General features: G+C 66.8%; 21 protein-coding genes and 2 pseudogenes. 10 read left to right on the forward strand and 13 right to left on the reverse strand.

All coding sequences use genetic code 11. The features are described from left to right. Nucleotides 1–135 precede the first annotated feature (135 nt). The 3 genes and pseudogenes from ACFYWY_RS27360 to ACFYWY_RS27370 form a co-directional block, all read right to left on the reverse strand. A pseudogene (locus ACFYWY_RS27360) lies at nucleotides 136–476 on the reverse strand (transposase); the annotation flags it as partial. 324 nt (nucleotides 477–800) lie between these two features. Beyond that, the gene (locus ACFYWY_RS27365; RefSeq protein WP_389190682.1) at nucleotides 801–1,391 is read right to left on the reverse strand and encodes a hypothetical protein; all 591 of its coding nucleotides are present in this window, start codon (nucleotides 1,389–1,391) and stop codon (nucleotides 801–803) included. 257 nt (nucleotides 1,392–1,648) lie between these two features. Continuing rightward, nucleotides 1,649–2,125, reverse strand: a complete 477-nt coding sequence (locus ACFYWY_RS27370; RefSeq protein WP_389190683.1) for a hypothetical protein — start codon at nucleotides 2,123–2,125, stop codon at nucleotides 1,649–1,651. Between the two features lie 316 nt (nucleotides 2,126–2,441). Between ACFYWY_RS27370 and ACFYWY_RS27375 the strand changes: the two genes are divergently transcribed. The 5 genes from ACFYWY_RS27375 (at nucleotide 2,442) to ACFYWY_RS27395 (ending at nucleotide 7,265) form a co-directional block, all read left to right on the forward strand. Continuing rightward, nucleotides 2,442–3,215 carry a helix-turn-helix domain-containing protein gene (locus tag ACFYWY_RS27375; RefSeq protein WP_389190684.1) on the forward strand — a complete coding sequence of 258 codons (774 nt, stop codon included), beginning with the start codon at nucleotides 2,442–2,444 and terminating at the stop codon, nucleotides 3,213–3,215. 26 nt (nucleotides 3,216–3,241) lie between these two features. Further along, a complete protein-coding gene (repSA, locus tag ACFYWY_RS27380) occupies nucleotides 3,242–4,636 on the forward strand; it encodes a replication initiator protein RepSA (RefSeq protein WP_389190769.1) in 1,395 nt (464 codons plus the stop codon). Between the two features lie 2 nt (nucleotides 4,637–4,638). Continuing rightward, nucleotides 4,639–4,848: a helix-turn-helix domain-containing protein gene (locus ACFYWY_RS27385; protein ID WP_389190685.1), complete on the forward strand. Its 210-nt coding sequence runs from the start codon at nucleotides 4,639–4,641 to the stop codon at nucleotides 4,846–4,848. Further along, complete coding sequence (locus ACFYWY_RS27390) at nucleotides 4,848–5,975, forward strand: tyrosine-type recombinase/integrase (RefSeq protein ID WP_389190686.1); 1,128 nt, start codon at nucleotides 4,848–4,850, stop codon at nucleotides 5,973–5,975. The genes ACFYWY_RS27385 and ACFYWY_RS27390 overlap by 1 nt, the downstream gene beginning before the upstream one ends. Nucleotides 5,976–6,581: 606 nt before the next feature. Continuing rightward, nucleotides 6,582–7,265, forward strand: coding sequence for a hypothetical protein (locus ACFYWY_RS27395; RefSeq protein WP_389190687.1), 684 nt, complete (start codon nucleotides 6,582–6,584; stop codon nucleotides 7,263–7,265). Nucleotides 7,266–7,462: 197 nt separating this feature from the next. On the opposite strand, the gene ACFYWY_RS27400 is transcribed toward ACFYWY_RS27395, so the two are convergent. From ACFYWY_RS27400 to ACFYWY_RS27425, 6 genes are all read right to left on the reverse strand, one after another. Next, entirely contained in the window at nucleotides 7,463–7,738 is a 276-nt protein-coding gene (locus ACFYWY_RS27400) for a hypothetical protein (protein ID WP_389190688.1), read from the reverse strand. A 61-nt stretch (nucleotides 7,739–7,799) separates the two neighbouring features. Then, a complete protein-coding gene (locus tag ACFYWY_RS27405) occupies nucleotides 7,800–9,002 on the reverse strand; it encodes an IS110 family transposase (RefSeq protein ID WP_389190689.1) in 1,203 nt (400 codons plus the stop codon). A gap of 359 nt (nucleotides 9,003–9,361) precedes the next feature. Next, a complete protein-coding gene (locus ACFYWY_RS27410) occupies nucleotides 9,362–9,901 on the reverse strand; it encodes a hypothetical protein (RefSeq protein ID WP_389190690.1) in 540 nt (179 codons plus the stop codon). 817 nt (nucleotides 9,902–10,718) lie between these two features. Beyond that, the gene (locus tag ACFYWY_RS27415) at nucleotides 10,719–11,558 is read right to left on the reverse strand and encodes a helix-turn-helix domain-containing protein (RefSeq protein WP_389190691.1); all 840 of its coding nucleotides are present in this window, start codon (nucleotides 11,556–11,558) and stop codon (nucleotides 10,719–10,721) included. Then, entirely contained in the window at nucleotides 11,555–12,085 is a 531-nt protein-coding gene (locus tag ACFYWY_RS27420) for a DUF6879 family protein (RefSeq protein ID WP_389190692.1), read from the reverse strand. Before ACFYWY_RS27420 ends, ACFYWY_RS27415 begins: the two co-directional genes overlap by 4 nt. Nucleotides 12,086–12,087: 2 nt before the next feature. Continuing rightward, nucleotides 12,088–12,297 carry a hypothetical protein gene (locus ACFYWY_RS27425; RefSeq protein ID WP_389190693.1) on the reverse strand — a complete coding sequence of 70 codons (210 nt, stop codon included), beginning with the start codon at nucleotides 12,295–12,297 and terminating at the stop codon, nucleotides 12,088–12,090. 214 nt (nucleotides 12,298–12,511) lie between these two features. On the opposite strand from ACFYWY_RS27425, the gene ACFYWY_RS27430 reads away from it, so the two are divergent. The 3 genes from ACFYWY_RS27430 (at nucleotide 12,512) to ACFYWY_RS27440 (ending at nucleotide 13,872) form a co-directional block, all read left to right on the forward strand. Further along, nucleotides 12,512–12,802 (forward strand): hypothetical protein, encoded by a 291-nt coding sequence (locus tag ACFYWY_RS27430; protein ID WP_389190694.1) that lies wholly within the window; start codon nucleotides 12,512–12,514, stop codon nucleotides 12,800–12,802. Between the two features lie 96 nt (nucleotides 12,803–12,898). Next, nucleotides 12,899–13,255: a hypothetical protein gene (locus tag ACFYWY_RS27435; RefSeq protein ID WP_389190695.1), complete on the forward strand. Its 357-nt coding sequence runs from the start codon at nucleotides 12,899–12,901 to the stop codon at nucleotides 13,253–13,255. Nucleotides 13,256–13,347: 92 nt separating this feature from the next. Then, nucleotides 13,348–13,872 (forward strand): AAA family ATPase, encoded by a 525-nt coding sequence (locus ACFYWY_RS27440; protein WP_389190696.1) that lies wholly within the window; start codon nucleotides 13,348–13,350, stop codon nucleotides 13,870–13,872. A 444-nt stretch (nucleotides 13,873–14,316) separates the two neighbouring features. Here ACFYWY_RS27440 and ACFYWY_RS27445 read toward each other — a convergent pair whose 3' ends face one another. Next, on the reverse strand, nucleotides 14,317–14,673 hold the full coding sequence (locus tag ACFYWY_RS27445; RefSeq protein ID WP_389190697.1) for a hypothetical protein: 357 nt from the start codon (nucleotides 14,671–14,673) through the stop codon (nucleotides 14,317–14,319). 244 nt (nucleotides 14,674–14,917) lie between these two features. Between ACFYWY_RS27445 and tcmP the strand changes: the two genes are divergently transcribed. Next, nucleotides 14,918–16,105, forward strand: a complete 1,188-nt coding sequence (gene tcmP, locus ACFYWY_RS27450; protein ID WP_389190698.1) for a three-Cys-motif partner protein TcmP — start codon at nucleotides 14,918–14,920, stop codon at nucleotides 16,103–16,105. A gap of 48 nt (nucleotides 16,106–16,153) precedes the next feature. Here the strand turns inward: tcmP and ACFYWY_RS27455 are convergent, their stop codons facing one another. Next, a complete protein-coding gene (locus ACFYWY_RS27455) occupies nucleotides 16,154–16,900 on the reverse strand; it encodes a DUF5131 family protein (RefSeq protein WP_389190699.1) in 747 nt (248 codons plus the stop codon). 368 nt (nucleotides 16,901–17,268) lie between these two features. On the opposite strand from ACFYWY_RS27455, the pseudogene ACFYWY_RS27460 reads away from it, so the two are divergent. Further along, nucleotides 17,269–17,388 (forward strand): annotated as a pseudogene (locus tag ACFYWY_RS27460) (VOC family protein); the annotation flags it as partial. Between the two features lie 577 nt (nucleotides 17,389–17,965). On the opposite strand, the gene ACFYWY_RS27465 reads toward ACFYWY_RS27460, so the two are convergent. Together ACFYWY_RS27465 and ACFYWY_RS27470 are read right to left on the reverse strand one after the other, a co-directional pair. Beyond that, complete coding sequence (locus tag ACFYWY_RS27465; RefSeq protein ID WP_389190700.1) at nucleotides 17,966–19,546, reverse strand: FG-GAP repeat domain-containing protein; 1,581 nt, start codon at nucleotides 19,544–19,546, stop codon at nucleotides 17,966–17,968. A gap of 396 nt (nucleotides 19,547–19,942) precedes the next feature. Next, complete coding sequence (locus tag ACFYWY_RS27470; RefSeq protein ID WP_389190701.1) at nucleotides 19,943–23,209, reverse strand: FG-GAP repeat domain-containing protein; 3,267 nt, start codon at nucleotides 23,207–23,209, stop codon at nucleotides 19,943–19,945. Nucleotides 23,210–23,499 lie beyond the last annotated feature (290 nt).

Below are 23,499 nucleotides of genomic sequence, written 5' to 3' on the forward strand. Positions count from 1 at the left end.
CTTTGTGGACATATCGGTGACGAGACCCGTGCGCTCGACGACAAGGCGCAGGAACTTCGGTACCGTGTTCGTCCTTCAGGCGACATAGGGCAACGGATGAGATGCGCCATCCATTGATCCGAAACTCAAGGGGTTCTACTCGAGGATGTAGCGCACGTGGGGGCCGCGGAAGTAGCCGCGGACGATGTGGGGCTGGCGCTGGCGCCGGTGGAAGAACTTGCGGGTTTCGGCGGCAAGTTGGGCCTGGTCGCGGGCTCGGCTGTGCATCGGCACACTGCGTTGAGGCCGGCGTTGACCAGCTCGTCGGGGTTGAGTTCGGGTGCGTACGAGGGCAGGAAGTGCAGTTCGACCCGGTCGGCGTGCTCGGCGAGCCAGTCGCGGACCGTTCGGGAACGGTGCGCGGAATGGCCGCCAACGACGAGGTGGACCTTGCGGTCGAAGTGGCCGATGAGCCGATCCAGGAAGCGCAAAGATATCTGAAATATGAGCAATGCCCAGTTCAATGTTCCCAGGGCGTTCCCATTGCGCGCCTGAAGGCCTCCCAAAGAGGTTCCCTGGAAGACCTTCAGTGCGCTGACCTGTAATTTTGTGGTGCCCCCGGCAGGATTCGAACCTGCGACACCCGCTTTAGGAGCGAGGTGGGGTGAGTTGGGCCCTGACCTGGGTATTGCTGGCTTCGGCGCCCGCGACCTCTGTGCCCTGCAGACAGCCGCGGTTCCCCGCGAGTCCCCGCCCGATCTGGCACGGTTGTGGCACGGGGACCGCTGGTCCATTGTTCTCAGATTCGGGCGCGCCTGAGGTCAGGCGTCGCGCCACGCTTCGAAGAATCGATTGCGCTCCTGTGCCGTTTCGAACTCCCGTCGACCGGCCAGTGCAACGCGCCATGCGCTCATCTCTGCGTCCCGTAGCCAGAGCTCGCCCCCGTACCGGCCACTGACGCCGATGGTGCCATTGTCGAGAGCCGAGCCGATGACCTCGGCCACGTGTGTGCGCTGAGCTGGCGTCAGCTCCTCCAGGAAGCTAAGGACGCGGGAGGCGATGCCGCCCTCGTTGCCGTCATGGATGCGGTCGAAGAAGGGACCGCCCATGTTGGCAGGATGGATGTTCCAGGCAGCGCTGCCGCCGGCGTCGCGGATGCGCTCCCAGAAGTCCTTCCCCTCTGTGGTTCCCGGCAACGGGAGTGCCGCGAACAGGTCGATCAAGTGACCGTTGGAGGCATGGCTGTACGCGGTATCGCAGGTTGCAGCAGCGGCGATTCTGGCGACGTGGCTGGCAGTGAGGCCGCCATCTTCCGGCCAGCCAAGCGGGACGTTGAGCTTCTCGACGAGGTGCTGTTCTAGCTCGTCTTGCTCATCAGGCTGTTCGCTGCCGACACGCCGGTTCACGATCACGCTGTCCCCCTGGGGCTGCGGTCCGATACTCGGACCTGCCAGCATGCCAGCGTCGAGAGTCTCGGCGTGGATGGTTTCTGGACGAATTGGCTCTGTATCGCGGGGCCCTTGACTCGACCGGGCGACTGCTTCGTCCCGAGGTCGCTGAGGTCTACCAGGCTGGTCAGGAAGGCAGCGACGACCATCAACGGCTGGTGCTGGTCGGCGTGGTTGATGTACAGCACTGCTGTACAGCAACCATTGCGGAATGTCTCGCGTCAGAGCCTGAGACCAGGGCTCAACAATTCGCGCATGACGACACGGAGTTGGCGGAATGCGTCGTCATACGGGACATGAATGGCCTGCCAGGCTGCGGAGTCGTCGCCCACGACGACGTCGGTCGTGGCTATGGCTACTCGTATCGCCCTCAGCCGGTTGTAGGCCTCGCGTGCAGCGCTGTACACGCTTGGTGGTGCCACCAGGAACAGCTCGTAGTGTGCTGCTAGCAGCTGCTGTGAGCGAAAGGCTTCGACCACTTTGGCGTTCGCGACTGGTGTCGAACCACTCAGCGCGAGAGTCTGTAGCGCAGTCTCGGTCTCGGTGAGCGCCGTGAGGTACCGAACGCACGCTGTGCGTTGCAGTTCTGCCTGATGGTGTCCTCGGTCTCGCCTGGCGCGAAGTGCTTCAACGGCCAGTGTCGAGCCCACACCAAGCGCGCCGCCGCTCAATGTGCTGATCAAGGTCATCCATTCCACACCGCCGACAGTATGAGCTAAACACGGTGAGTAACAGGCGTATACCCAGCGCATTGATGGCCCAGGCAACTCCGATGAGGTTGGTGGAGCGACTTTGGCCGGGAGCTGCTTTGGCGCGAGTGATCATGGCCCCGTAAGCTTCCGGCGCGTCGGGCAGTCTGTGGACCTGCCCGGTAAAGCACGACGTTGGGGCCATGATCTTCGAGGCTCGCGCCAAAGTGGCTGGCTAAAGTCGTGGAGCCGACCGCCCCAGCCACAGCGGGGTTCTCCCCACCACCGTGCCGGCCGATTTCTCTCGCGTTGGCGTTCGCGCTCGGTGCGCCGCCGCCCGGCCGGGGGCAGCCGGGCGAAGACAAAGGCAGCCCCCGAGCCGGGGGCTGCGAACGAGCGGCTGCGTGGTGCGCTGGTCGCGGCGAACGTGACGATTGAGGGTCTGTCTCGTCGGCTTGGTGTTGATCCCAAGTCGGTGGAGCGGTGGATCACTTCGGACCGGACTCCGCACGCCCGCAACGCGCACGCTGCGGCGAAGGTCCTGGGCGCTGATCCGTATCACCTGTGGCCGCGTCTGGACGAGCGTCACCGCTCGACTCCGGCTCCGCGTGATGAGCTGGTGGCCTGCTACCCGACCCGTGGCGCGGTCCCCTACGCGCTGTGGCGCTCTGCCCTTGCCGGGGCGACGGCCGTGATTGATCTCGCGGTGGCCAACCCGCTGTTCTTCGTGGACGCGGTGTGGGACCTGCCCGCGCTGCTGGCCGACAAGGCTGCTTCCGGTGTCCGGGTCAGGATCATCACCCCTGCCGAAGGGGCTGGCTCGATCGCAACCCTGACCGAGGTGTTCCCCTCGTTGGCCGACGTGCCCGGTCTTCGGCTGGCCACGCACACGGGCTTACGGGCCGATCTGCTGCGCGCCGATGACGACCAGATGGTCTCCACCCCTGTGGACGGGCTTACCCCGGCGCTAGCTCCGGTGCTGCATCTGCGCCGTCTGGGTCCGGCTCCGCTGACGAGCGGTTACCTGACCGCCCTCGATCACCTCTTCGCGACCGGCACCCCGATCAGGGCTCCCCGGCTTCGGGCGGTGGCTGCGTGAACCAACTCGCTGTTTCCCCGGCGGCTGTGGCTGATGTCGCGGCCGCTGTGGGCACTGACCCGATCACGCTCGCGGACATGCTGCGGGTCGCAAGCGATCCAGACTTCGACCGCTGGCAGCACCAGGTGCGCCGTACAGGCGGATGTGCAAACCCCATCCATCTGACCGGCTGGACCGTCACGCAGGACAAGGCGACAGGCCAAACCCTGCACGGCTACTCCACCGGAGACGAACCTGGGGGCCGTCTGCGGATCACGTGCGGTAATCGGCGGGCCTCCCGCTGTCCCTCTTGCGCCTGGACCTACGCGGGGGACACCTATCACCTGATCATGGCCGGTCTGGTGGGTGGCAAGGGCGTCCCCAACACCGTGGCCGAGCGTCCCCGTGTCTTCGCCACCCTGACCGCTCCGTCCTTCGGACCGGTTCACAATCGCCCTGCCTCCGGCTGCTGCCGCTGCGGCACTGCCCATGGCGAGGACGATCCCGCCCTGGGAACGGCGCTCGATCCGGAGCGCTACGACTACGCCGGGGCGGTGCTCTGGAACAACCACGCTGGCGCCTTGTGGCAGCGCTTCACCATCTACCTCCGCCGCGAGGTCGCCGCCCGTGCCGGTCTCACCCAAGCTGCGTTTCGAGACCACGCCCGGGTCTCCTTCGGGAAGGTCGCAGAGTTCCAAAAGCGCGGGGCGGTCCACTTCCACGCCATCATTCGTATCGACGGACCGGACGGGCCTGAGTCTCTGGCTCCGGCCTGGGCCACGGTCGCACTCCTTGACGATGCGATCCGCGCTGCTGCTTCGCGGGCCTCGGTTCCGGTGCCTGCTGCTGGCCGCTTCCCCGCGCGGACGCTGCGCTGGGGAACCCAACTCGATGTGCAGCCCATCGGCGCTCTCGATGACCAGGACGACGTCACCGAGCAAGCCGTGGGCGCCTACGTCGCCAAGTACGCCACCAAGGCGGCGGAAACGACCGGAACCCTGGACCGCCGCATCGGGGAATTGCGGGAACTGGACGGACACCCCGAACTGCCGGATCACACCCGGCGCCTGATCGAGGCGTGTTGGGACCTGGACGCGGACTATCCGGAACGGCTGCTCGCGCACTGGTCTCACATGCTCGGCTTCCGGGGCCACTTCTCCACCAAGACGCCTCGCTACTCGACCACCCTCGGAGCTCTGCGCGGCGCACGGGCCGACTGGCGCGCCCAGCAAGAACGCCGGGAACACGGTCTGCCGGACCTCGACCAGGACGATGACACGGCAGAGAGCACGACCCTGGTGCTGGCGCACTGGGAGTACGCCGGGCAGGGCCACACCCCTGGTGAATCCTGGCTCGCCGCCTCCATCGCCCGAGAGCTCAAGGAGAGCCGCGACATCGGCCGTGAGATGAGGGCGGAACTTGAAGCCAAGGGGGAGTGGTGACCATGGACCGACTGCTCACCGTGGACCAAGTCGCCGAACTCCTCGGCACCACTGTCCGGTTCCCTCGGCGGCTCATCGACGAACGGCGGATCACCTTCGTGAAGGTTGGCCGACACGTCCGCATCCCCGAGAGTGCTGTTTCGGCCTTCGTTGCGGCCAACACGGTTGAGCCGGTGACGGTTCAGCGGCCTGGCCTGCGGAGGGTTGCCTGATGGCCAACAGGAAGGGCAACCGCCGGCGCTTTGGCTCGGTCCGGCAACTCAAGTCGGGCCGCTGGCAAGTGCGGTATCGCGACCCTGTCACGGGGCAACTCCGCAGTGCGGAGCAGACCTACGCGACCAAGACAGACGCTGAGGTGGCGCTGGCACACATCGAAGCGGACATCTCGCGTGGGCAGTGGGATGACCCCGACAAGGGAGCCGTTTCGTTCGCCGAGTACGCGGACGCATGGCTGCGGGACCGCAAGCTGGCCGACCGCAGCAGGGAGCGGAACGAGGCCGTGATCCGGCTGCACATAAAGCCGACGTTCGGTGCGGGGAATCTGGCTGACGTCACCACGTCTCGGGTCCGGGCCTGGCGCGGCAACCTGCTGGCCGCTGGCGTGGGGGAGCCGACCGTCGTCAAGGCGTATCAGATCTTGCGCGCCATGATGAACACGGCCGTCGATGACGAACTGATCCGACGGAACCCCTGCCGGGTCAAGGGAGCCGACCGATACGACGTACCAGAGCGGCCGGTGCTGACCGTCGCTGAGGTGTACGCGGTGGCTGATGCCATTGCCCCGCGGTACCGGCTGCTCGTGCTGCTGGCGGCCTTCACCACTCTTCGGTTCGGCGAGCTGGCGTCACTGCGCCGCCGGGACATCAACGTGACCGGGCGCGTGGTCCTGGTCCAGCGGGCTCAAGCGGAGCTGCAGGACGGGAAGCTGTTCGACAAGGCTCCGAAGTCGGCGGCTGGCGTTCGTCCAGTCGCCTTCCCGAACGAGATCCTGGCGGACGTGACCGAGCACCTGGAGCACTACGCGGGTGCCGGCCGGGATGGACACGTCTTCCTCGGACCCCAGGGCGGTCGACTCCGGCGCAGTAACTTCCGGGACGACTGGACCAAGGCGCGCACGAGCGCGGGCATCACTGCTGACGTTCACTTCCACGATCTGAGGCACACGGGGAATACCTTGATCGCCGCTGGCGCGAGCACCCGTGAGCTGATGACGCGCATGGGCCACAGCACCGCGCGGGCCGCGCTGATCTATCAGCACATGACGAACGACCGGGACCGGGCCATCGCCGACCGGCTGGGTGCGATGATCCGCCAGCGGCAGGGGGAAGCGGACTCGTAGTGGACTTTGTGGCACGTGCGTGGCACGGCCGCGATCATGCGAAAGGGCCAGTTCAAGAGGATCAAGCCTCTGAACTGGCCCTTACCGGTGTGCCCCCGGCAGGATTCGAACCTGCGACACCCGCTTTAGGAGGGCAACAGGATCCGTAGCCCGTGGCTCCTACCTGCTTCTTTCGTCTTCAGGATGACACCTGGGGTGCCTGGATGTGCAGGTTTCGCCTGTGGTTCACGGCTAGAAGCACGGCTACGCGAGCGGTGCCGCGGAACACGCGGAACCATGCTGCGCAGGCTGAAGTGCGGCACCGTGACGTCGGAGTCCTGTCGTAGCCGACAGGCTGATTCGGAGTTGGAACGCCACCAGCCTCGGCGCTGCCTTCTCGTACTTGCCCGGGTCCGACTCGATGAGTTCCACCGAAGTGCGAGACCAGCGGCGTCGAGGTCGGTGGAGTCTCAATGGGCGAGTCAAGCTCGCCGCGATCTTGAAACCGTCATGGCGGCGATGTCACCGTGGCGGGCGGGGCAACAACCTTTCGCGGTCTCGGCCGGTCGAACAGGCGGCTACGAAGGATGGCGAAAGGATCCGGCCGTGGGGAGAAGGCGATGGACATTGGCGCTGCTCGCCGTGGGCGTGTGTGTGCTCGCCGTGCCGGCGGGGAGCCGGTCCTCGGGTCCGCCCGGGGTGATGGACACCAGGGGATTCCGGCTGGATCCTCCTGTGGCCTTTGGCGACTTCCGCATGACTGAGGGGTACGAGGGCTCGTACGTCGGTGTGGTGGAATGCGCTGGCGAGCCCGCGGACTCGGACTGCCTCTGGAAGGCCCGGTCGAATATGGCGAGTCCCGGCATCACTCCCGAGGACGCCGACAGGATCGTCAGGAATGCCACCGGGACGGGTGCCGACTACATACGGCGGAGTGAAGCCCCGGAATCACAGAACACACTCGTCTTCAGGGGTCTGCAGGGTGAGATCCGTGACCCCGAGGGGGCGGCCCGGCGCATGATGCGGTCGATCGAGCGGAACGAACAGGTGCCTTTCCTGCAGGGCTCGCACACGGAATGGTCAGGCCCCGCCCAGGACTTCCGGATCGACAGTGCCCCCGGCGCTGTGATGATCTGCCGGAACAGCCAATACAGCGAGCTCTTCGAGACGGAGATCGTGTCATGGATGGAGGCGATCTGTGTCTGGGCGGATCAGAGTACGGTGGCCGCGATCAGAGGCTACGACGTAAGTCTCGATGAGTTGGCGGTCCTCACCGCTGAACTCCACCGCACAGCACGTGTACGCGGGTGAGACACCGGGCTGGCCGTGGAGAACTCCGGCGTTTCTGGCCGGGGCCTGCGCCGGAGGATGACGAGGGCGAAGAACAGGACAGATGAGGAACGCGTAGATCTGCGCGGTCCGATCTACAAGGCGTTCCGCACAAATCTCGCGGTCGGCGGAGACTTGAATGACCGAGTCAAGGAGCCCCTGGGGGCGGCTTCTGGCTGTCAGAGCTCTTCGCTGGCAGCGTGGAGTAGGTCCATCGCTTGGTGGTGGAACTCGCGCTCAGCCTGGCGGCAGGGGGCGGCGAAGAACGCGCTTTGTGCCTCGGGAAGTTTGCATTCCAAGACGCTCATGGTGACCAACACGGCATCGACGCCGTGGCAGTTGTGGTCCTTCAGCCACTGCTGCAGCGCGTCGGTGTCGTGTGTGGCTTCCCAGACCGGTCGGGCTGATTCGAGCGTGGCTGCGATGCGGGCTGATCGTTCTGGTCCGATGCTCACTGGCTTGCCTCCTGGTTCGACGGAGGTTACCGGTGAAGCCAGTCGGATGCTGAGGCCCTTGTCAGGCCGGCCGGGCGAGTGGTGGCTGGGTGGAGTAGAGCCGTCCGTCCCGGAGCAGTGCCCAGAGGACGTTGACCCGTCGGCGGGCGAGTGCGATCACGGCCTGGACGTGCTTGCAGCCTTCACCTCGTTTCTTGAGGTAGTAGTCCCGGTTGGGGCCTTCGCGGATGATGCTGGTCTGGGCGGACAGATAGAACACCCGGCGCAGGCGTCGGCTGTAGCGCTTGGGTCGGTGGAGGTTGCCGGTGCGTCGACCGGAGTCCCTGGGAACGGGCACGAGGCCGGCGGCGGAGGCGAGGTGGCCTGCGTCGGGATAGGCGGCCATGTCACCGGCGGCGACGATGAACTCGGCGCCGAGGATGGGGCCCATGCCCGGCAGGGACTCGATGATGTGGGCCTGCGGGTGGGTGCGGAAGGTCTGCCGGATCTGGTGGTCGACGTGCTTGAGCCGCTCGACAAGTGCCAGGAGCTGGGCGGCAATGTCCGCGACGATTCCGGCGGCGACGTCCTGGCCCGGCAGCGTGGTTTGCTGAGTCTTGGCGGCTTGCAGTGCGGTGGCGGCCACCGAGTCGGGGTTGCGCACGTTCCGGCCTGCCAGCCAGGCAGTGAGGCGGGCCTGGCCGCGGCGGCGTAGGGCAGCCGGAGTTTGGTAGCCGGTGAGCAGGATCAGTGCGCCTTTGTGGTCGGCGTAGTCGAAGGCGCGTTCCAGTGCGGGGAAGATGCCCGTGAGCACATCGCGGAGCCGGTTGAGCATGCGGACCCGGTCAGCGATCAGGTCGGATCGGTATCCGGTCAGCAGGGCCAGGTCCGCGGCAAGCTGGGCCGGCACGTCGATAGAATCGAAATCGCGCCGCAGTCGGGCGGTGTCGGCGATCACGTAGGCGTCGCGGGCGTCAGTCTTGGCTTCACCGCGGTAGGCGCCGGACATGCGGTTGACCGTGCGGCCGGGAACGTAGACGGCCCGTTGGCCGTGGGCGGCAAGTAAGGCCAGAAACAGCGCGGATGCGGTGCCGGCGATGTCCACGGCCCAGTGCACCTCGTCCGCGAGGTCAAGGATCTCGCCGAGTGCGGTCAGAATCTCGCTCTCGTCGTTGTGAACCTTCCGGCTCCAAGCCGTTGCCCCGGTGTCGCCGACCGCGACCAGCCAGTGATGGGCTTTACCTGCGTCGATCCCGACCCAAAGCCGGGTCTGATTGTCGGTCATGTGCGTCTCCTCAGCGTCGGGCAGCATGCCGTTCGGTCCGAGGAACGCCCGCCGTCAGCTCCGTAAACAGCGACCAATTCGCACATCTCAATCAGCGGCCAGGGCGTCCCGGAGAGTCGGGCGGCCACTCCACCGGAGCCACGCGTGGGCAAGCGGCTTTAGAGCCACACCCGACTCTCCCGGACCGCCGAACAACTTACGGAGCGGCTTTGGCCGGTGTCCTGCCCGGTTTGGGGGCGTGCATGATCAGGGGGCCGTACGCTTGTTCGGCTACTCGGGCAGGCTTGTCCCCTGCCTGCAATGTGTCGGGGGTAAAGCCGCCCCTTTATGCACCCAGTTGCAGAAATGCCCACCGCGCCCTAGCTGGACGGCTCGGGAGGTATCTCCTCCAACGCGCCGTGCTCGTCCAGGCTCCAACGGACACCAGCATCGTCAGTGAAGAGCAGACGTCTCAGCTCTCCCCGAACCGGCTCTGGCGTTGCCGAGAACGAGAAAGTTCGCCCAGCACCTAGGACAGGAACGGGAGTCACCTGCCGATCGCCGGTCCTGCCGAAGTTCATGCCAGGGGCGAAGAAGATCTCTGCGCCAGAGTCAGCAGCCTGCGTCCCGAACATCATCTGAACGTCGCGCAATGGTGCGCCACTGCCATTCCACACCCGAAGTACTGGGGACCGCGTGATCTCCACCAGCTCGGCTTGAGCGCGGCGTCGGCTCTCGGCTACGGCCCGCAACTCAGATCGCTCCAGCGCGAGGGTGGCTGACTGCTCAGCGATGAACTGTTGCTGTTCACCGATCTGTTGCCGCTGGCTCTTTAATGTCCCCCAGGCGCAGTAGGCCGCGATGGCTGCGAACCCGCCGGCTATCCAGGTGGGCGCGTCGCCCATGTCGATCGGTGCCATCCCCGCAGCGTAGATGTGCGACGGCCCCCGAGCGCGGACACGCGCATGTGCTCCGGGGGCCGTCTGCGGCCCTGGCCTGCCCCAGGGGGACGGGTGGCAGGGCGGGGCCAGCCCGCTGGTGCCCGATCGGCGACGGCCACCAGCGGGAGATCATCGGCGGCGCCTCACCCTGTGGCAGGAGCACCCGCACCGCAGCTCCTCCAGCGGCTTCTCCCACACCGGGCCGCCCGCAAGGCGTATGACGCGAGGGCCGGGGCACTCGCCGCACTCGCCGATCCGGCACGCTGGCGCCTTCCCGTCCGCAGCCACGGCGGTGGTGGTGGTGGTGGTGGTGGGCGCGGTCACTGTGGCTCCGGTCCGCGGTTCGGCCACTCCATGAATCCGATATGGAAGTAGTGGGGGCCATGGTGTCCCGGGCTCAATGTGCAGCGGGTCTCGGTGCCGGGCTTCCGGATCCAGCAGTAGCAGGGGATTACGACGCGGCCAGGGGTGGTGTACGGCACTGTCGCCATCGCTACGCCCCCGACCACATAGCCGTAAGCAGTGCCACCTCTGCCGCCGCTGCAGCATGGTCTCGGCACGGCTCGCACGCCGTGACGCGGATCGGCGGGCCGGACGATGTCTCAGCCATCAGCACGCCAAGAGGGGCGTTGGTCGGGCCGCGGTGCCACTGGCACCACCGGGACGTTCCCGCTTCGGAGGCCCCCGAGGGGCGGGTGTTCGGGTCCATGGCCAGGACCGTAGGCCGGACTGTTTCTCAGAATCCGGCGTGTTTCTCCGTGTTTCTCATCCGCTCCGGCCTGTTGCGGGATGTTGCTCAGGCAGCCATCAGCGACGACCGGGCGCGGGCGATGATCCGATGGGCATCCCGCCCGCGGACCGCACCCGCGGAGAGCGCGTCCCACACCTTCCGGTACAGGGCGACGTCCTCCGGGGAGTCGAGCCACATCTCCGCGTGCCAGGACTCGGCGATGACGAGCCGGTCATCGTGGATCCAGAAGTCATCGCCCGCCGCGACCCGTACATCCGCGGTCAGCGGGATGACGCCGAGCTCAACCGTGCTCAGGCCGTTCACGGACATCAGCCGGTCGAGCTGGTCAGCGAGGACGGCAGGCGAGCAGATACGCGCGAACAGCGCCGATTCGCCCATCAGCAGCCGGTACCTCTTGCCCGGTACGTACAGGCCCTCTTGGCGGCGCAGGCGGGACGTCACCCCGGCCTTGATGTCGCGCGTCACGCCGTGCAGCTCGGCGTACCGGGACAGCACGGCACGCGCGTACTCCGGGGTCTGGAACACCCCGGGAACGACGGATGTGAAGCCCCGGAACATGGTGGTCCTCTCGTGCTGCGCGCCGAGCGCGTCCTGCACCGCGCGATGCCCGCTGGCCAACTGCCGCCGCCACGAACGGTACGTCGACTCCAGCCCGGCCAGACGGCCCCGGAGCTCCGCCGCGGATTCGGGCCGGCCGACGCCCGCGGCCCACGCATCGAGGTCGGCGCCGGTAGCGGTCTGCTTGCCGTTCTCCAGCTTCGAAATCTTCGACGGTGCCCACCCGCACTCTGCGGCCAGGGCCCGGACGGTGAGCCCGGCCTCGGTGCGCAGCTCGCGTAGCCGCGCGCCGAGGGCTCGCCTGGCCTGCTGGTAGTCAGTGCTCACACATCGGAACGTACCCGCGCGGAGAACGTCTCGTACCGCTCCGCGTAATGCCAGGCTGCATCGCGTGCCTGGCAAGCGAGGGCGACCGCTTGCGGGTCGGTAGTCAACCCCATGCGCCGCTCGGCGTCCTCCCAGTTGAAGACGGCGAGGATGCGGGAGTCGAAGAGCCAGAAGTCGAAGGCCGGCAACTCGAGCTCATGGGCTCTCGAGCGGAGCATGTACCGGATGTCCTCGCCCGCGGCAAGGTTGTCCGGGGTGGTCGCCAGTAGGTACCGCTGGTTGTCCGTGGCGGGCTCGTCGACCAGCCGCACACGCTCGATGCGCTTGCCCGCCGCGGTCTGCGTACGGGCGTTGGCGAACCAAGGTCCGTCGGTGTCGCTCGGCGGGGCGATGCCGACGAGGAACTGGCGGTACTCCTCGGTGCCCTCGTCGGCCGCGTAGGACCGTCGGGTCTCCAGCCGCCAAGCCGTGTGCTCGAAGCCGTGCCGGAAGAAGTCGAGGATGCCCGCGGCGGGTACGACGTCCAACGTCACTCCTTCGGCGCGAAGTTCACGAGGAGAGCGCGGTCGACAACGACCAGCGACTCACCCTCCAGCGGGTTCGCCATCTGCGCGAGCACCTCCGGATCGGTCACGGTGTAGCCCTGCACGAGGATCTCGCCAGTCTCAACGTCCTCGTACAAGGTGGGGCATTCGCCGGTCTTGGAGTTGGTGCCGAGCATCCGCAGCGTGCGCGACATGGGTGTCCCCTCTCGTGGTCCGGCGAAATGCCGGGGTGTGCACCGTAGTTCCGTGATCAAGAAACACGAAAGAGCGCCCCGCCCGAAGGTGAGACGCGGCGCTGCATACATCACAGGGCGGCCGGGTCCTCCGCGGACGGCAATGGCACGCGGAAGGCCGCGGCCAGCCGCGGACCAAAGCCGCGGCCTGGGGCAAGCGCTACGCTTTCCAGACATGAGCAATCTTCGAGAGTCCGCGACCCTCACAACGGACGAAGGCCGGGAACTCCCCGTCACCGCGAACCTTCACAAGGGATCCGCTGGCCTCCATACGGTCTGGAGCGGCACTCTTTCCGTGCCCGCCCACGAGCGTTCGACCGAACTCCTCAACCTGCGGCAGGGCCGACTTCGCTTCGAAAACGGCCAGGAGGCAGCGTTCATCCGGCCCGACACCTCCGACTGGCGGGGCTCCCCCGCGGGCCTGTTCCAGATCACCATTGAGGGCAACGGCGACGCTCCGTTCTGACGGTGTCCAAGCAGCAGGGGGCATTCGAAGTTGAGACGCATAGCGATCCTCAGTGGCGTACTCGCCGCCGCCATCGGAGCGCCTCCGCTCTCGGGTTTGTTCCTGGGAGACCGGGCTGCCGCCGCGGCACTGACGTTCGTGGGCGCGGTGCTCACCCTTGGCGGCCTGACGTGGGGCGCCAAGAACCTACGCTCCGAGTTCGTCGACCTGCGCGATCGTCTCGAACAAGCTCAGACTCTCAATCTTTCCGAGCTCCCTCGGGAGGAGCGGGATGCTCAGCGGAACGCGATCCTGACGCCCTCTTCGACATGGAATGACGTGCTCTACATGAGAGAGCTGATCAGGTTCCATGTCTTGCAGCAGGCCGCAGACAACATCGGCATGCCCCTGGGATTGACGCTGCTCGGTGTACTTGCTGGCACCGGGGCCAGTGTCTGGTCCCTGTGGCTGTGATCGGCAGGGCGTGTACCTACTAGGGCGTGTATCGAAAACGGATCTTGAGTGCGCGACCTCCTTGGCGGGCCTGCGAAACTCGCTTCTCCTTCGTGGCGACGGGAGCGATGATCTCCGCGAGGCTCGATGAGGGGCAGGTGAGCATGGGCGACCGACGACCAAGGCTGGTACTCCTGTGTGGTCTTCCCGGTGCCGGGAAGACCACGATGGCAAGGAGGCTGGAGCGCGAGCTGTCCGCTGTGTGTCTATGCCCGGACGAGTGGCTTGCGGGGCTGGGCTTCGACCTCTTCGACGGTGAGGCTCGGGACCGGGTCGAGCGGCGCCTGTGGCAGCACGCTCAGGAGCTGCTGGTTTCCGGTGCCGTTGTGATCCTGGAGAACGGTTTCTGGGAACGGGCGGAACGTGATGAAAAGCGGCTCCGAGCCCGCAAACTCGGAGCCGACGTTGAACTGCGCTACCTCAAGGTGCCGATGGAAGAACTGAAGCGGCGCATCGCTCTGCGGAACCAGGAGCCAGGCTCGGTCGTGCTGACGACCGAACTGCTCAGAAGCTGCCAGAGTCAGTTCGAGGCCCCGACACAGGCCGAGCTGGACCTGTTCGACTCGCCCCTGGCCTAGGGACGCCCCCTGATTCCCTGTCACGTCGTCAGCGGCAGTAGGGGCAGCGACCTCGCTCGTCAAGGTTCTCGGGATGCGTATGCCCACAACCAGCGCAGTCGAGGGGATCTTCCCGGTACGGCTCGGGCGCCCCGTAGACGAACGACCCTCCTGCTGGGGTGCGGACGGGGTCGTCATCTTCGCAGTAGTAGTAGTTCGGTGCCCTCGTAAGGTCGCCCCCGGGCAGGTCGTACTGGGCGTACCAATCCTCAATCGAGTCAGCCATGTGCGTGCCCCCTCGGTTCGCACTTCGCGCCATTGCCGCCCCACAGCCAGGACGAGTTCCGCGGTCGCGTCACAGCCCTGCGGTCATCATGGCCGCCGTCTGCCCAACATCGTCAGGAATTGGGGAAATTGCACTACCCAATGCGCTACTCAGCCTGCCGCCACGATCCGGCCTGTCTCTCAACCTTGGTTGCCGAGCGGCATGTGGCGGGCCTCTCGTCGAATGCGGGCCGCGATCCGCTGCGCCGAGCGGGCCCGCCGCGCAGCAGCGCCGGTGATGTGATGGGGGATGGCCTTCGGCTCACCGCGGTGGTCCACAAGGAAGCTGGCCTTGTGAGGCAGCGGCCGCATCTGGGCGGCGTCGTAGCAGGTCTGCCAGGAGATTGAGTGCCCGGACGGGGGACAGCAGAAGTCGGCGTGCACGGTGGCCAGCAGGTAGTGCGTGGCATCAGAATCTTCGCCGGCGAGGGGAGTCTCGTACGGCTCGGGAAGCACGCGTCCGATGAACTGTGCTGCGTTGACGCGGCGGTAGGGCATGACTCCTCCAAGGAGTTCTCGGCCCCGCGCCCTTCATCACAAGGTAGACGCCACCGCTGACACTCCTCCCCTTGTGGTTCTGTTCGTGAGTTCTGGTGGACAGAGCCACTTGGCTCTGTCCACGCCAAACTCTCGCGCTGGCCGGTACTGACAGGCGCGGTGAGTCCCGCCCCGGTCTTGCTTCGGCTCCGCGCCGTGCTTCACCATCTGTGATCAGGCGGATACTGCAGACCTGGGGGTGGGGATGTCGTCGGGTACAAGCGGGGACTACTGGGCGGACAAGGCGCTGCCCAGCGTGTTCAAGCACGATCTTCTCAAGCGGTATCTGCCGCAGTTCGGCGGGATGACGGGCACACGGTCGCAAGACAAGCGCGTGGTCTACCTCGACGGATACGCGGGCGAGGGCCGCTACGAGAACGGCGAGCCTGCATCCGCAGAGATCGCGCTGGGAGCCGCCTCATACCTACGCAACCAGGCCGGGCTGACACTGGAGTGCTTCTTTTCCGAGCCCCAGTCGAAGTCATTCGACCGGCTACACGAGGTTGTCCAGCAGTACCTGGCTCGAGGGGTGCAGGCACACGCCCACCGCGGCGAGGCCGACAGCGTCCTCGACCAAGTCGTCGAGCGGGCCGTGCGAGAGCCGCTGTTCCTCTTCCTTGACCCCTGTGGACTTGTCCTGCCGCAGAACCGGCTCGTCGACCTCCTCGCCCGGAAGCGTCGGGGCAAGTGGCCCCCGACCGAGCTGCTGATGAACTTCAGCATGATGGCCGTGTGGCGCCTGGGCGGGCACGTCCGCTCCCCGAAGGGTAACGAGAAGTCGCTCCAACGGTTCGACGAAGTGTGCGGCGGGACGTGGTGGCGGGACTACTTCGCCGATGCGATGGCATCTCGCGATAAGGATGGTGCGGCCGAGGACGCGATCGAGGCGGTGGCGGCCGAGTACGCCCGCCTTCTGGAGCGGCGTACCGGCATGCTGGTGCAGTCAGTGCCGGTGTCGCACTCGCCTCGGAAGCGAGCGGTGTACCGGCTGGTGTTCGCGACCCGCAGCTCTTACGGCCTGTGGGTGTTCGGCGACGCCGTCGCCCGGGCTCGTGCGACGTGGTGGCAGACGCTGGAAGAGCGCGAGGAGAGCGACGACATGGCGCTGTTCTCGGAGGCCTCGGTGACGCGCCCGGATCCCAAGGAGATCGAGGCCAAGGCGAAGCCTGTGATCGCCGAGAACCTGGCCAAGCTGCTTGTGCGGACCCAGCGTCCGGTCAAGTTGGTCGACTACCCCCTGGAGATCTTCGGGCCCTTCTACGGCCAGGTCACCGACCCGGTGGTCCGTCAGGCGGTACGGCTTCTGCACGAGCAGGGCAGGACTCCCAGCGACGGGGTGGGGGTGAAGAAGACCCGGGACATCGTCGTATACCCCGGGAACCTCGCGGCCTGACCCCTCTGGCCAGGCCCCGCCCGGGCCCGGCCCATCGAGCGGTCGTGGTCAGGCCACGACCGGCAGCGGCATCTGGTCCCAGGCCCGGCCCTCAAGGAGTCGGCCGCCGGCCTTCGGGGTGCGGCCGCCCCACTGCTTGAAGAAGAAGGCGACGCCAGCGTCCTGGCAGGTGTCGCGGACTTCGGTGACCCACCGCTCGTCGAGCGGCCGGTGGCCCGGGCCGGACTCGCCGCCGGCGATGACCCAGTGGATACCGTCCAGGTTCAGGCCGGGCAGCGGCCCCAGCAGCGGCTCGCAGGACAAAAACCGCACGGCAGCGGGAACCTCACGCAGATCGTCGACGCGCACCAGCTCCTTCGCAGTCTCCACCGAAACACCCATCCAGAGGTTGTCCGGCCAGTCGAGCTTCGGGGCGACCTGCCGAAGTCGCCGAGCCCGCTTCGTGAGGACCTGGTAGGTGTGCTGCGGCGTATCCGCCACGACCTGGAAGACCTGGCGGACGAAGTCGAGCGGCACCCGGGCGTGGAACAGGTCGGACATCGAGTTCACGAACACCGTGCGAGGGCCCTTCCACCCGTAAGGAACGTCCAGCGAATCGGGATGAAGGGTGACGTCGAAGCCCGGCCCTGAGGTACGCGGATCACCATCGTTCTGGTACTTCGCCGCGCCCATGGCCTTCAGGCGCTTCGCCAGAGTCAGGGCGTAGCAGTTGTCGCAGCCGGAAGAGACGCGGTCGCAGCCGGTGGTCGGATTCCAGGTCGCCTCGGTCCATTCAATGGCGCTGCGGTCGCTCACCGGTCTCCTCCTGCCATCTCACACGTGGCGCGCCGCCCGGGACGGTCGCGGCCTGCCTAACGATGCCCCCTGGGCTGGGACACCGGGGCACGTACGCAGGTATCCGCACGTACTCGATCGCTTCTCGTAAACTCACGTATCGAACCTACATTTGGAATCTAAGGGCTGTCCCGTAACTGATCTTTAGCGTCAGGGTCGTTGGTCAGGACTGGATCGCGGGGACCACCGGTGGGCTCCACGACAGTCGCGTCGTTCTGTGGCCTGTCTGGGTTGATCGTTTGGCGTCCAAGGCGACCCAGGGCGCGATGAGGGGCGGGCTGATCCACCTGGGGAGACGTGCGGCAGAGTCCGCCTGCTACGGTGCGCCGATGTCAGCGATCAAGAAGTTCCAAGTCACCTTTGACTGCGCAGAACCTGAGCGTCTCGCTCGCTTCTGGTGCGAAGTGTTGGGGTACGTCGTACCGCGGCCCATTGAGGCGCATCGCGGACCCATACACCGCGCCCCGGTGCGGCATCCCCGAGTGCGGGTGCGGTCCAGGGTTCTTTCGTGATCACCTCGAAGAGATGCTGCACGCGTTGCCGAGGAAGTCGGCCCGGGAGCTGCGCAAGCTCGTGTGGGCTCTCGACAACAAGATCCTGGCCCGAGCGAAGTTTGTCCGCGCCGACTCTCCTGACACCCCGTGGTGGCGAGATCAGCTCTAGCGATCCGACATCAACGGCTGACACCAACAGGTGCGAACGAGAGCGGTTGCGCCTGGAGGCCATCTTCTTGATCCCATCGGCACCGGTCAAATGAGGAGGCCGGCCCCTGGTGTGCGGTGGCGGGGCCCAGCGGGGCCGTACCCAGGGTCTGTCGTCGAAGTGATCTTGGTTCCTGGACCATGGCTGGGCGGTGCGTCGCCATGATTCCGAAGCAGGGTCGTGCCGCAAAACGTCGGCCTTCACGGCCACTGTCGGGGGCGTGAAGGCCGACGTCATGCTGTGTCCCGTATGTCACCGACGGTGTCGGGTGACGCTAGGCGGCGCCCAGAGAGGACTGCCGGTCGGTCGCCAGCGGCCGAGTGGTCAGATCAGGGTGTTGTAGATGTTCCAGCCTGCGCCGATTTTGGTGCGGGTGGCGAAGGGCGTCGCCGTACTGCCGATGCCGCGGTAGAGCCAGAGCGTCCCGGCGGTGTCGCGGGCGACGAGGTCGGGCTTGCCGTCGGCGTTGAGGTCATCGGTGGCTACCAGCTGGCTGTAGATGTTCCAGCCGGGACCGATTTTGGTGCGGGTGGCGAAGGGGGCCGTCGCGCTGCTGGTGCCGCGGTAGAGCCAGAGGGTGCCGGTGGTGTCGCGGGCGACGAGGTCGGGCTGGCCATCGCCGGTGAGGTCGACGGTTCCCGCGAGTTGTTTGTAGATGTTCCAGCCGGGACCGATTTTGGTGCGGGCGGCGAAGGGCGCTGCGGCACTGCCGGTGCCGCGGTAGAGCCACAGGGTGCCGGTCGTGTCGCGGGCGACGAGGTCGGGCTTGCCATCGGCGTTGAGGTCACCGGACCCGGTGAGCTGGTTGTAGATGTTCCAGCCGGCGCCGACGCGGGCGCGGGGTGCGAACGGCCCGCCGTCTACGTTGCGGTAGTACCACAGGACGCCGGAGGAGTCGCGGGCAACGAGGTCACCGGCGGACCTGTCCGCGGACAGCGGTGACAGTTTCGTCAGAGCGTTGTAGCCCTGCCAGCCGCTGCCGATCAGGCTCCGAGCGCGGAAGGGCGCGGTGGCGTTGCCGGTGCCGTGGTAGAGCCACAGCTTGCCTGCGCTGTCGCGGCCCAGGAGCGTGTGACGCTCGCGCACGGGAAGTCCGTCGACGGCGAAGGCGGCGTCTGCCGTCAGGTAGTCCTGGCCCCAGGAATAGACCTTGTAGCGTGCATGGGCGTTGATGCGCCAGCTCTCGGTGCCGGGTGCCGAGGTGAGGGTGTAGGTGATGTCGGTGTCACCGGGCGTCAGATCGCACTGGATCAGGACGATTCCCATGGTGAGCGACTCGGTCTTGTGCGTGCACTGGGCGGACTCGCTGGCGGTCACCGCGGTGACGCGGATGTCGACGCCGTGGCTGTCCCAGCCGTACTGGTCCGGCGCGGGGCCGAACCACAGGTCCAAGTGTCCGCCATCGACCGCGTGGACGTGCAGTGTCTGGGGCGAGGTCTTGCCGGCCTCGATGTCGGGGGTGTTGAAGGCCAGCGTGTTCTGGGCGACGTGCTCGGGCGTCTTGACCGTGAACGTGCCCGCTCCGTGTGTGCTGTCCTCAGGCGTGGCACCGGCGGTCTGGGCGGCCTGAATCGCGGCGGTGAGGTCGGAGCCGGCTGGTGCGTAGACCGCGCCGTAGTAGCCCATGGTGTTGTGGGGCGTATCCGGTGACACCTTGACGAGAGGTCCGGCGTGGCCACCGGTGCCGCCGACCCTGCACAGGTATACCGCCGTGGCCTGCGGGGTGGGCTTGCAGACTTCCTGTGTCCCGAAGGTGACACCTGCGGGCAGGCCGGCGCCGTCACCGGCGGGGCCGATGAGAGGCTTGGTGGCGAATGCGTAGACCATGGTGCCGTCCAGGTAGGCCCCGGGCATGGCCGCGTTGGCCCCCCAGGTACTCGACGGCCGCAGGACGACATCGTTCACGTGAACGATGTCGAGATCCTGAGCGGAGGCCGGTCCCGCTGGGATGCTTGCCGCGGCTGCGACCAGTGCTCCAAGGGATCCGCCGACGGCCGTTATGCGGCCGAGGCGTTTACGTCTGAGCATGTGTGTCCTTCAGTGAATGGGGCGGCAGGTGTGCTGCCGCGATGGGACGGCCATCGGTGATCACGTGCGCTGTCCGGTCGGCATTTGGCTACCGGACGGCGATGCTGTGGGCCGAGGCATCGTCGGCTGCCTGAGACGTGAGGCTCGGGCACCAGGCGACGCCCGGCGAGGGGCTGTTCGGGCTGTTTGCGGGGGTGCTCCTGGAGGTATGCCAGGAGCACCCCATCTCGCGGCTCGTGCCTGGTGGCGGGTGGGGGTCGGCACGAGCTTCTTCTAAAAGATGCCGGTGATGAGCGTGGCCCAGGCGCCGAGACCGACTAGGCGGGGGCTTCGGTGCGTGGTGGGTCCGCCGGGGTAGAACAGCAGGCAGCCGGTGGGGCAGGTAGTGGTTTTGGCTGCGCCGGTGTCGTCGACGTAGGGGACGCCGAGGTCGGGGTCGGCCGGTGTGGTGGCCCACAGATCGCCGTAGGTTTCACCGGTCTTGGGCTGGAACTGCCGGTAGGTGATGTCGGTGCCGGCGTCGGGGTCGCTGTAGGTGGCTGTGGTCACCGTTCCCTGCACGTTGCCGGGGGAGGCCAGGCGAGGGCGGATATCCCAGTCGCCGTTTCCGTAGATGGACCGGGTGCCCAGGGAGTAGACACCGCTGGTGATCTGGCCGGGGTAGAGGTAGAGCTGGCCAGTGGCGGGGTCACGGGCGACGATGTCCTGGACGCCGTCGCCGTTCTGGTCGCCGACAGCGAGGTTGGTGTAGTCCTTCCAGCCGGCGAGGCCGAGGTTGACGCGGTTGTGCAGATCGAACGGCTCGGTCTGCTTCTGCGAATGGGACTGTGCGTCGCCGATGGTGTTGCCGGTGTAGAGCCACAGCGCGGCGTTGGTGCAAGAGTCGTCTGTGCATTCGATGGTGATGAGGTCGTTGCCTCCGACGTGGCCGTCGATCGTGTTGCGGTCGATGTCACCGGGCATGATGATTTGCCGGAGGCGGCGCCAGTCTGTGGCAGTGTCCACGCTCGGGTGGGCCAGTTCGGTGCGGGTGTCGAAGGCGGGGGTGCCGAGGCCGGTGCCGCCGTAGACGTAGAGCTTGTTGTCGCTGAGACGGACCACGAAGTCTTCGTAGCCGTCCGGCTCCGCGGTCGGGCTGGCGAAGCCGCGGAGGTCGCCGCGGTGTGCGATGAGGGCGCCGGTCCAGCCGCCGATTCCGACGGTTTGGGCGGCGGCGACCTTGCCGGTGCCGTCTCCGGCGTACAGACGCAGCTTGCTTTCGTTGTCGGTGGCAACCATGTCGGTGTAACCGTCGCCGTTCAGGTCCCCGGGCAGATCGGTGCGGGCAAGGCCGGTGCCGGGGTCCTTCCCTGCGGCGTAGACGAATTCGGACTTGCTGGTGCTGAGGGTGACCGCGTCGACCGTGTTGTCGAGGGGGGAGTGGTTGTCGGCGGTGTCGTAGGCGACCACGTGCAGCGTGCTGTTCGGCCAGCCGGTGGGAATCACGTCGATGGTGGCGGTGTGGCGGTCGGCTCCGACGTTCACCCAGGTGCCGTTGTGGCAACGGGTACTGGAGGCGGACAGGTATCCGTCCATGGACCAGCAGAAGCCTGCGACGTCGTTGGCGGAGTTGTAGAGCTTCAGCTGGACGCTCTCGCGGGCCGGGTACTTGTCGGTGGCTTGATTGGCCGCTGTGCCGTCGGTGTTCGTCACTGTGACGGCTTCGATGGGGCCGCTTCGGTCGACCGTGAAGGCGCAGGGGGCGGTGTAGTCGCTGGTGGGGCCTTCTCCGTCCTTGGCGCGGACCCTCCAGATGTATGACCCCCCGTTGGTGAATGCGTTCCAGGGCACGGTGACCGAGGCCGTCTGGCCGGTCGACACGGTGTCGGTGTTGGGCTTGCCGTTCCAGTTCACTGGGGTGCCGCCGGGGGTGGTCACGGAGAACTCGCCGGTGACCTTTCCGCCGTCCTTGTCCCGGAGTGTTGCCGTGAGAGCGAGGCCGCTGTTGCCGATCACGTCACCGCATGGCACTGGCTTGTTGCCGTCACCGCCCGGACTCCAGGAACCCTCGTAGGCCTTGGAGCTCAAGACCTCGGGCTTGTAGTTGTAGGTGACTTCCAGAGCAGGGCTGTTGGTGAACCGCTTGAAGCTCTCGGTGTCGCCCTCGTAGCCGCTTGCGGCGCGCAGGCCGAGGGTCAGCGTTCCCCATCCGCCATCGGCCGCCTGCTGGACGTAGTTCGTCAGCGCGGTGGAGCGGTAATCGTGTCCGAGATTGCCCGCACAGTAGTAGGGGTTGCCGTGGGCGTAGGAGTCGGAGTCGAGATTGGCCGCCCAATATGAGTTGTTGGTGTTCCAGGTGGGCGTGGTGGTGATGCCGTTGGTGGACCACAGCTCGGTCGGCCCCGCGGCCGCGGGGTCGCATCCCCAGGAATGCGTCTCGACCACGGCGAAGGTCGCATCGAGGATGTCAGCACCTGCCAGGCCGTTGGTGTTCATCGCGAAGAACGACCGCGTCCTGCCTGTGCCGTTGAAGCCCACCCGCGGCTCGTCGTTGGGTGTTCCGGAGTGCCAGCCGGACCCGTTCGGGTACGCCTCACCGGGGGTCGCCGAGTACACCACGGCCCATTTCTCCCGATAGCCACCGGTGAACGGCGGATCCACCACCAGCGGGAACTGGTCCGCGGTGGCCAGTAGCGTGGGGTCCGGGGTCAGGGTCAACGTGTTGCCGGAGATGTCGACGCCTACCGGCGCGGTCTGCGGCTGATCGCCGGTGTCCGCAGCGGCTACGCGTGCCCCGGCGGCCTTCGGCTGCGCTTCGGCGGCGGTCGGCTGCTCCCACATCTTGGGGCGGGGGGCGCTGAAGACGACGTTGCCGGCCGCGTCTTTGGCGGTCAGGTTGTCCCCGGCGTCGTCGGCGAGGGTGACACCCTTGGTGGCGATGCCGAGTTGGATGCTCTTGAGCGCGGGGTTCGCGGCGGCCTGTGGGGTGTTGATGATCAGGTGTTCGGCGAAGCCGTCGACTTCGGCGATGACCTTCAGGTCTACGTCCGGCAGCACTGACTTGTACAGGGCTGTGTTGCCATCCAGGACCGGCTGCGGAAGCGCGCTGGGCCAGGACAGCGACAGACTCTTGCTGTCCTTGGTCATAGTCGCCAGCGGGCCGGTGCCGCCGCCGGAGAAGGTGATGCCGAAGGCCGGTGAGGCCGGTCCGATCGTGCCGTCGGCGTGCCGGACGATCGTGGCGTCGGCCTTCTTCCACACTCCCTCGTAGCGGGACCACACGGGGGTGGAGTGCTGGCGGCGGGTGGTGGTGCCGTCGGGGTTGGCGAAGACCTCCGCGGTCTCCTCACGCCGGTCGAGGATCTCCACGCGCTGCCCGGTCTTCGCGGCGATGGCATACGCCTCGACTTCGGAGGCGGGAGGGTTCGGCGGGGCGCTGTCTTCGGCCACGGCCGCGGTGGGAAGAGCCAGGGTGGTGACGGCCGTCAGCGGGAGTCCGAGGGCGAGAAAGAACGCTATGGGGCGTCTTCTTCTGCGGCCCGTCGTGTGCGGGTCAGTCATGAGGCGCCTTTCTGGAGCGCATGCGCATGGTGCCGGAGACTCGCAGACTATTCACACTGTGTAGCATTTCCCAAGCACTTTGGAGACAGGGAGCCTTGGGCAAGTGAAAGCAAACCCCCGGACGTTCTCATGGCGTGCAATCGGTGCTGGGTTACGTCCCTTTCACCCCGCCTAGACGCTTCTGCCCTGATCGAGCTCTTGATCCAGGACAATCCACTCCGGATCGACTTCGTTGGCCCTCAAGGTCCCGTCCGCGCCGAACGATGCCCGTTTTGAACCTTGTGCAATGG

Source organism: Streptomyces sp. NPDC002870 (assembly GCF_042888505.1).
GTDB lineage: Bacteria > Actinomycetota > Actinomycetes > Streptomycetales > Streptomycetaceae > Streptomyces.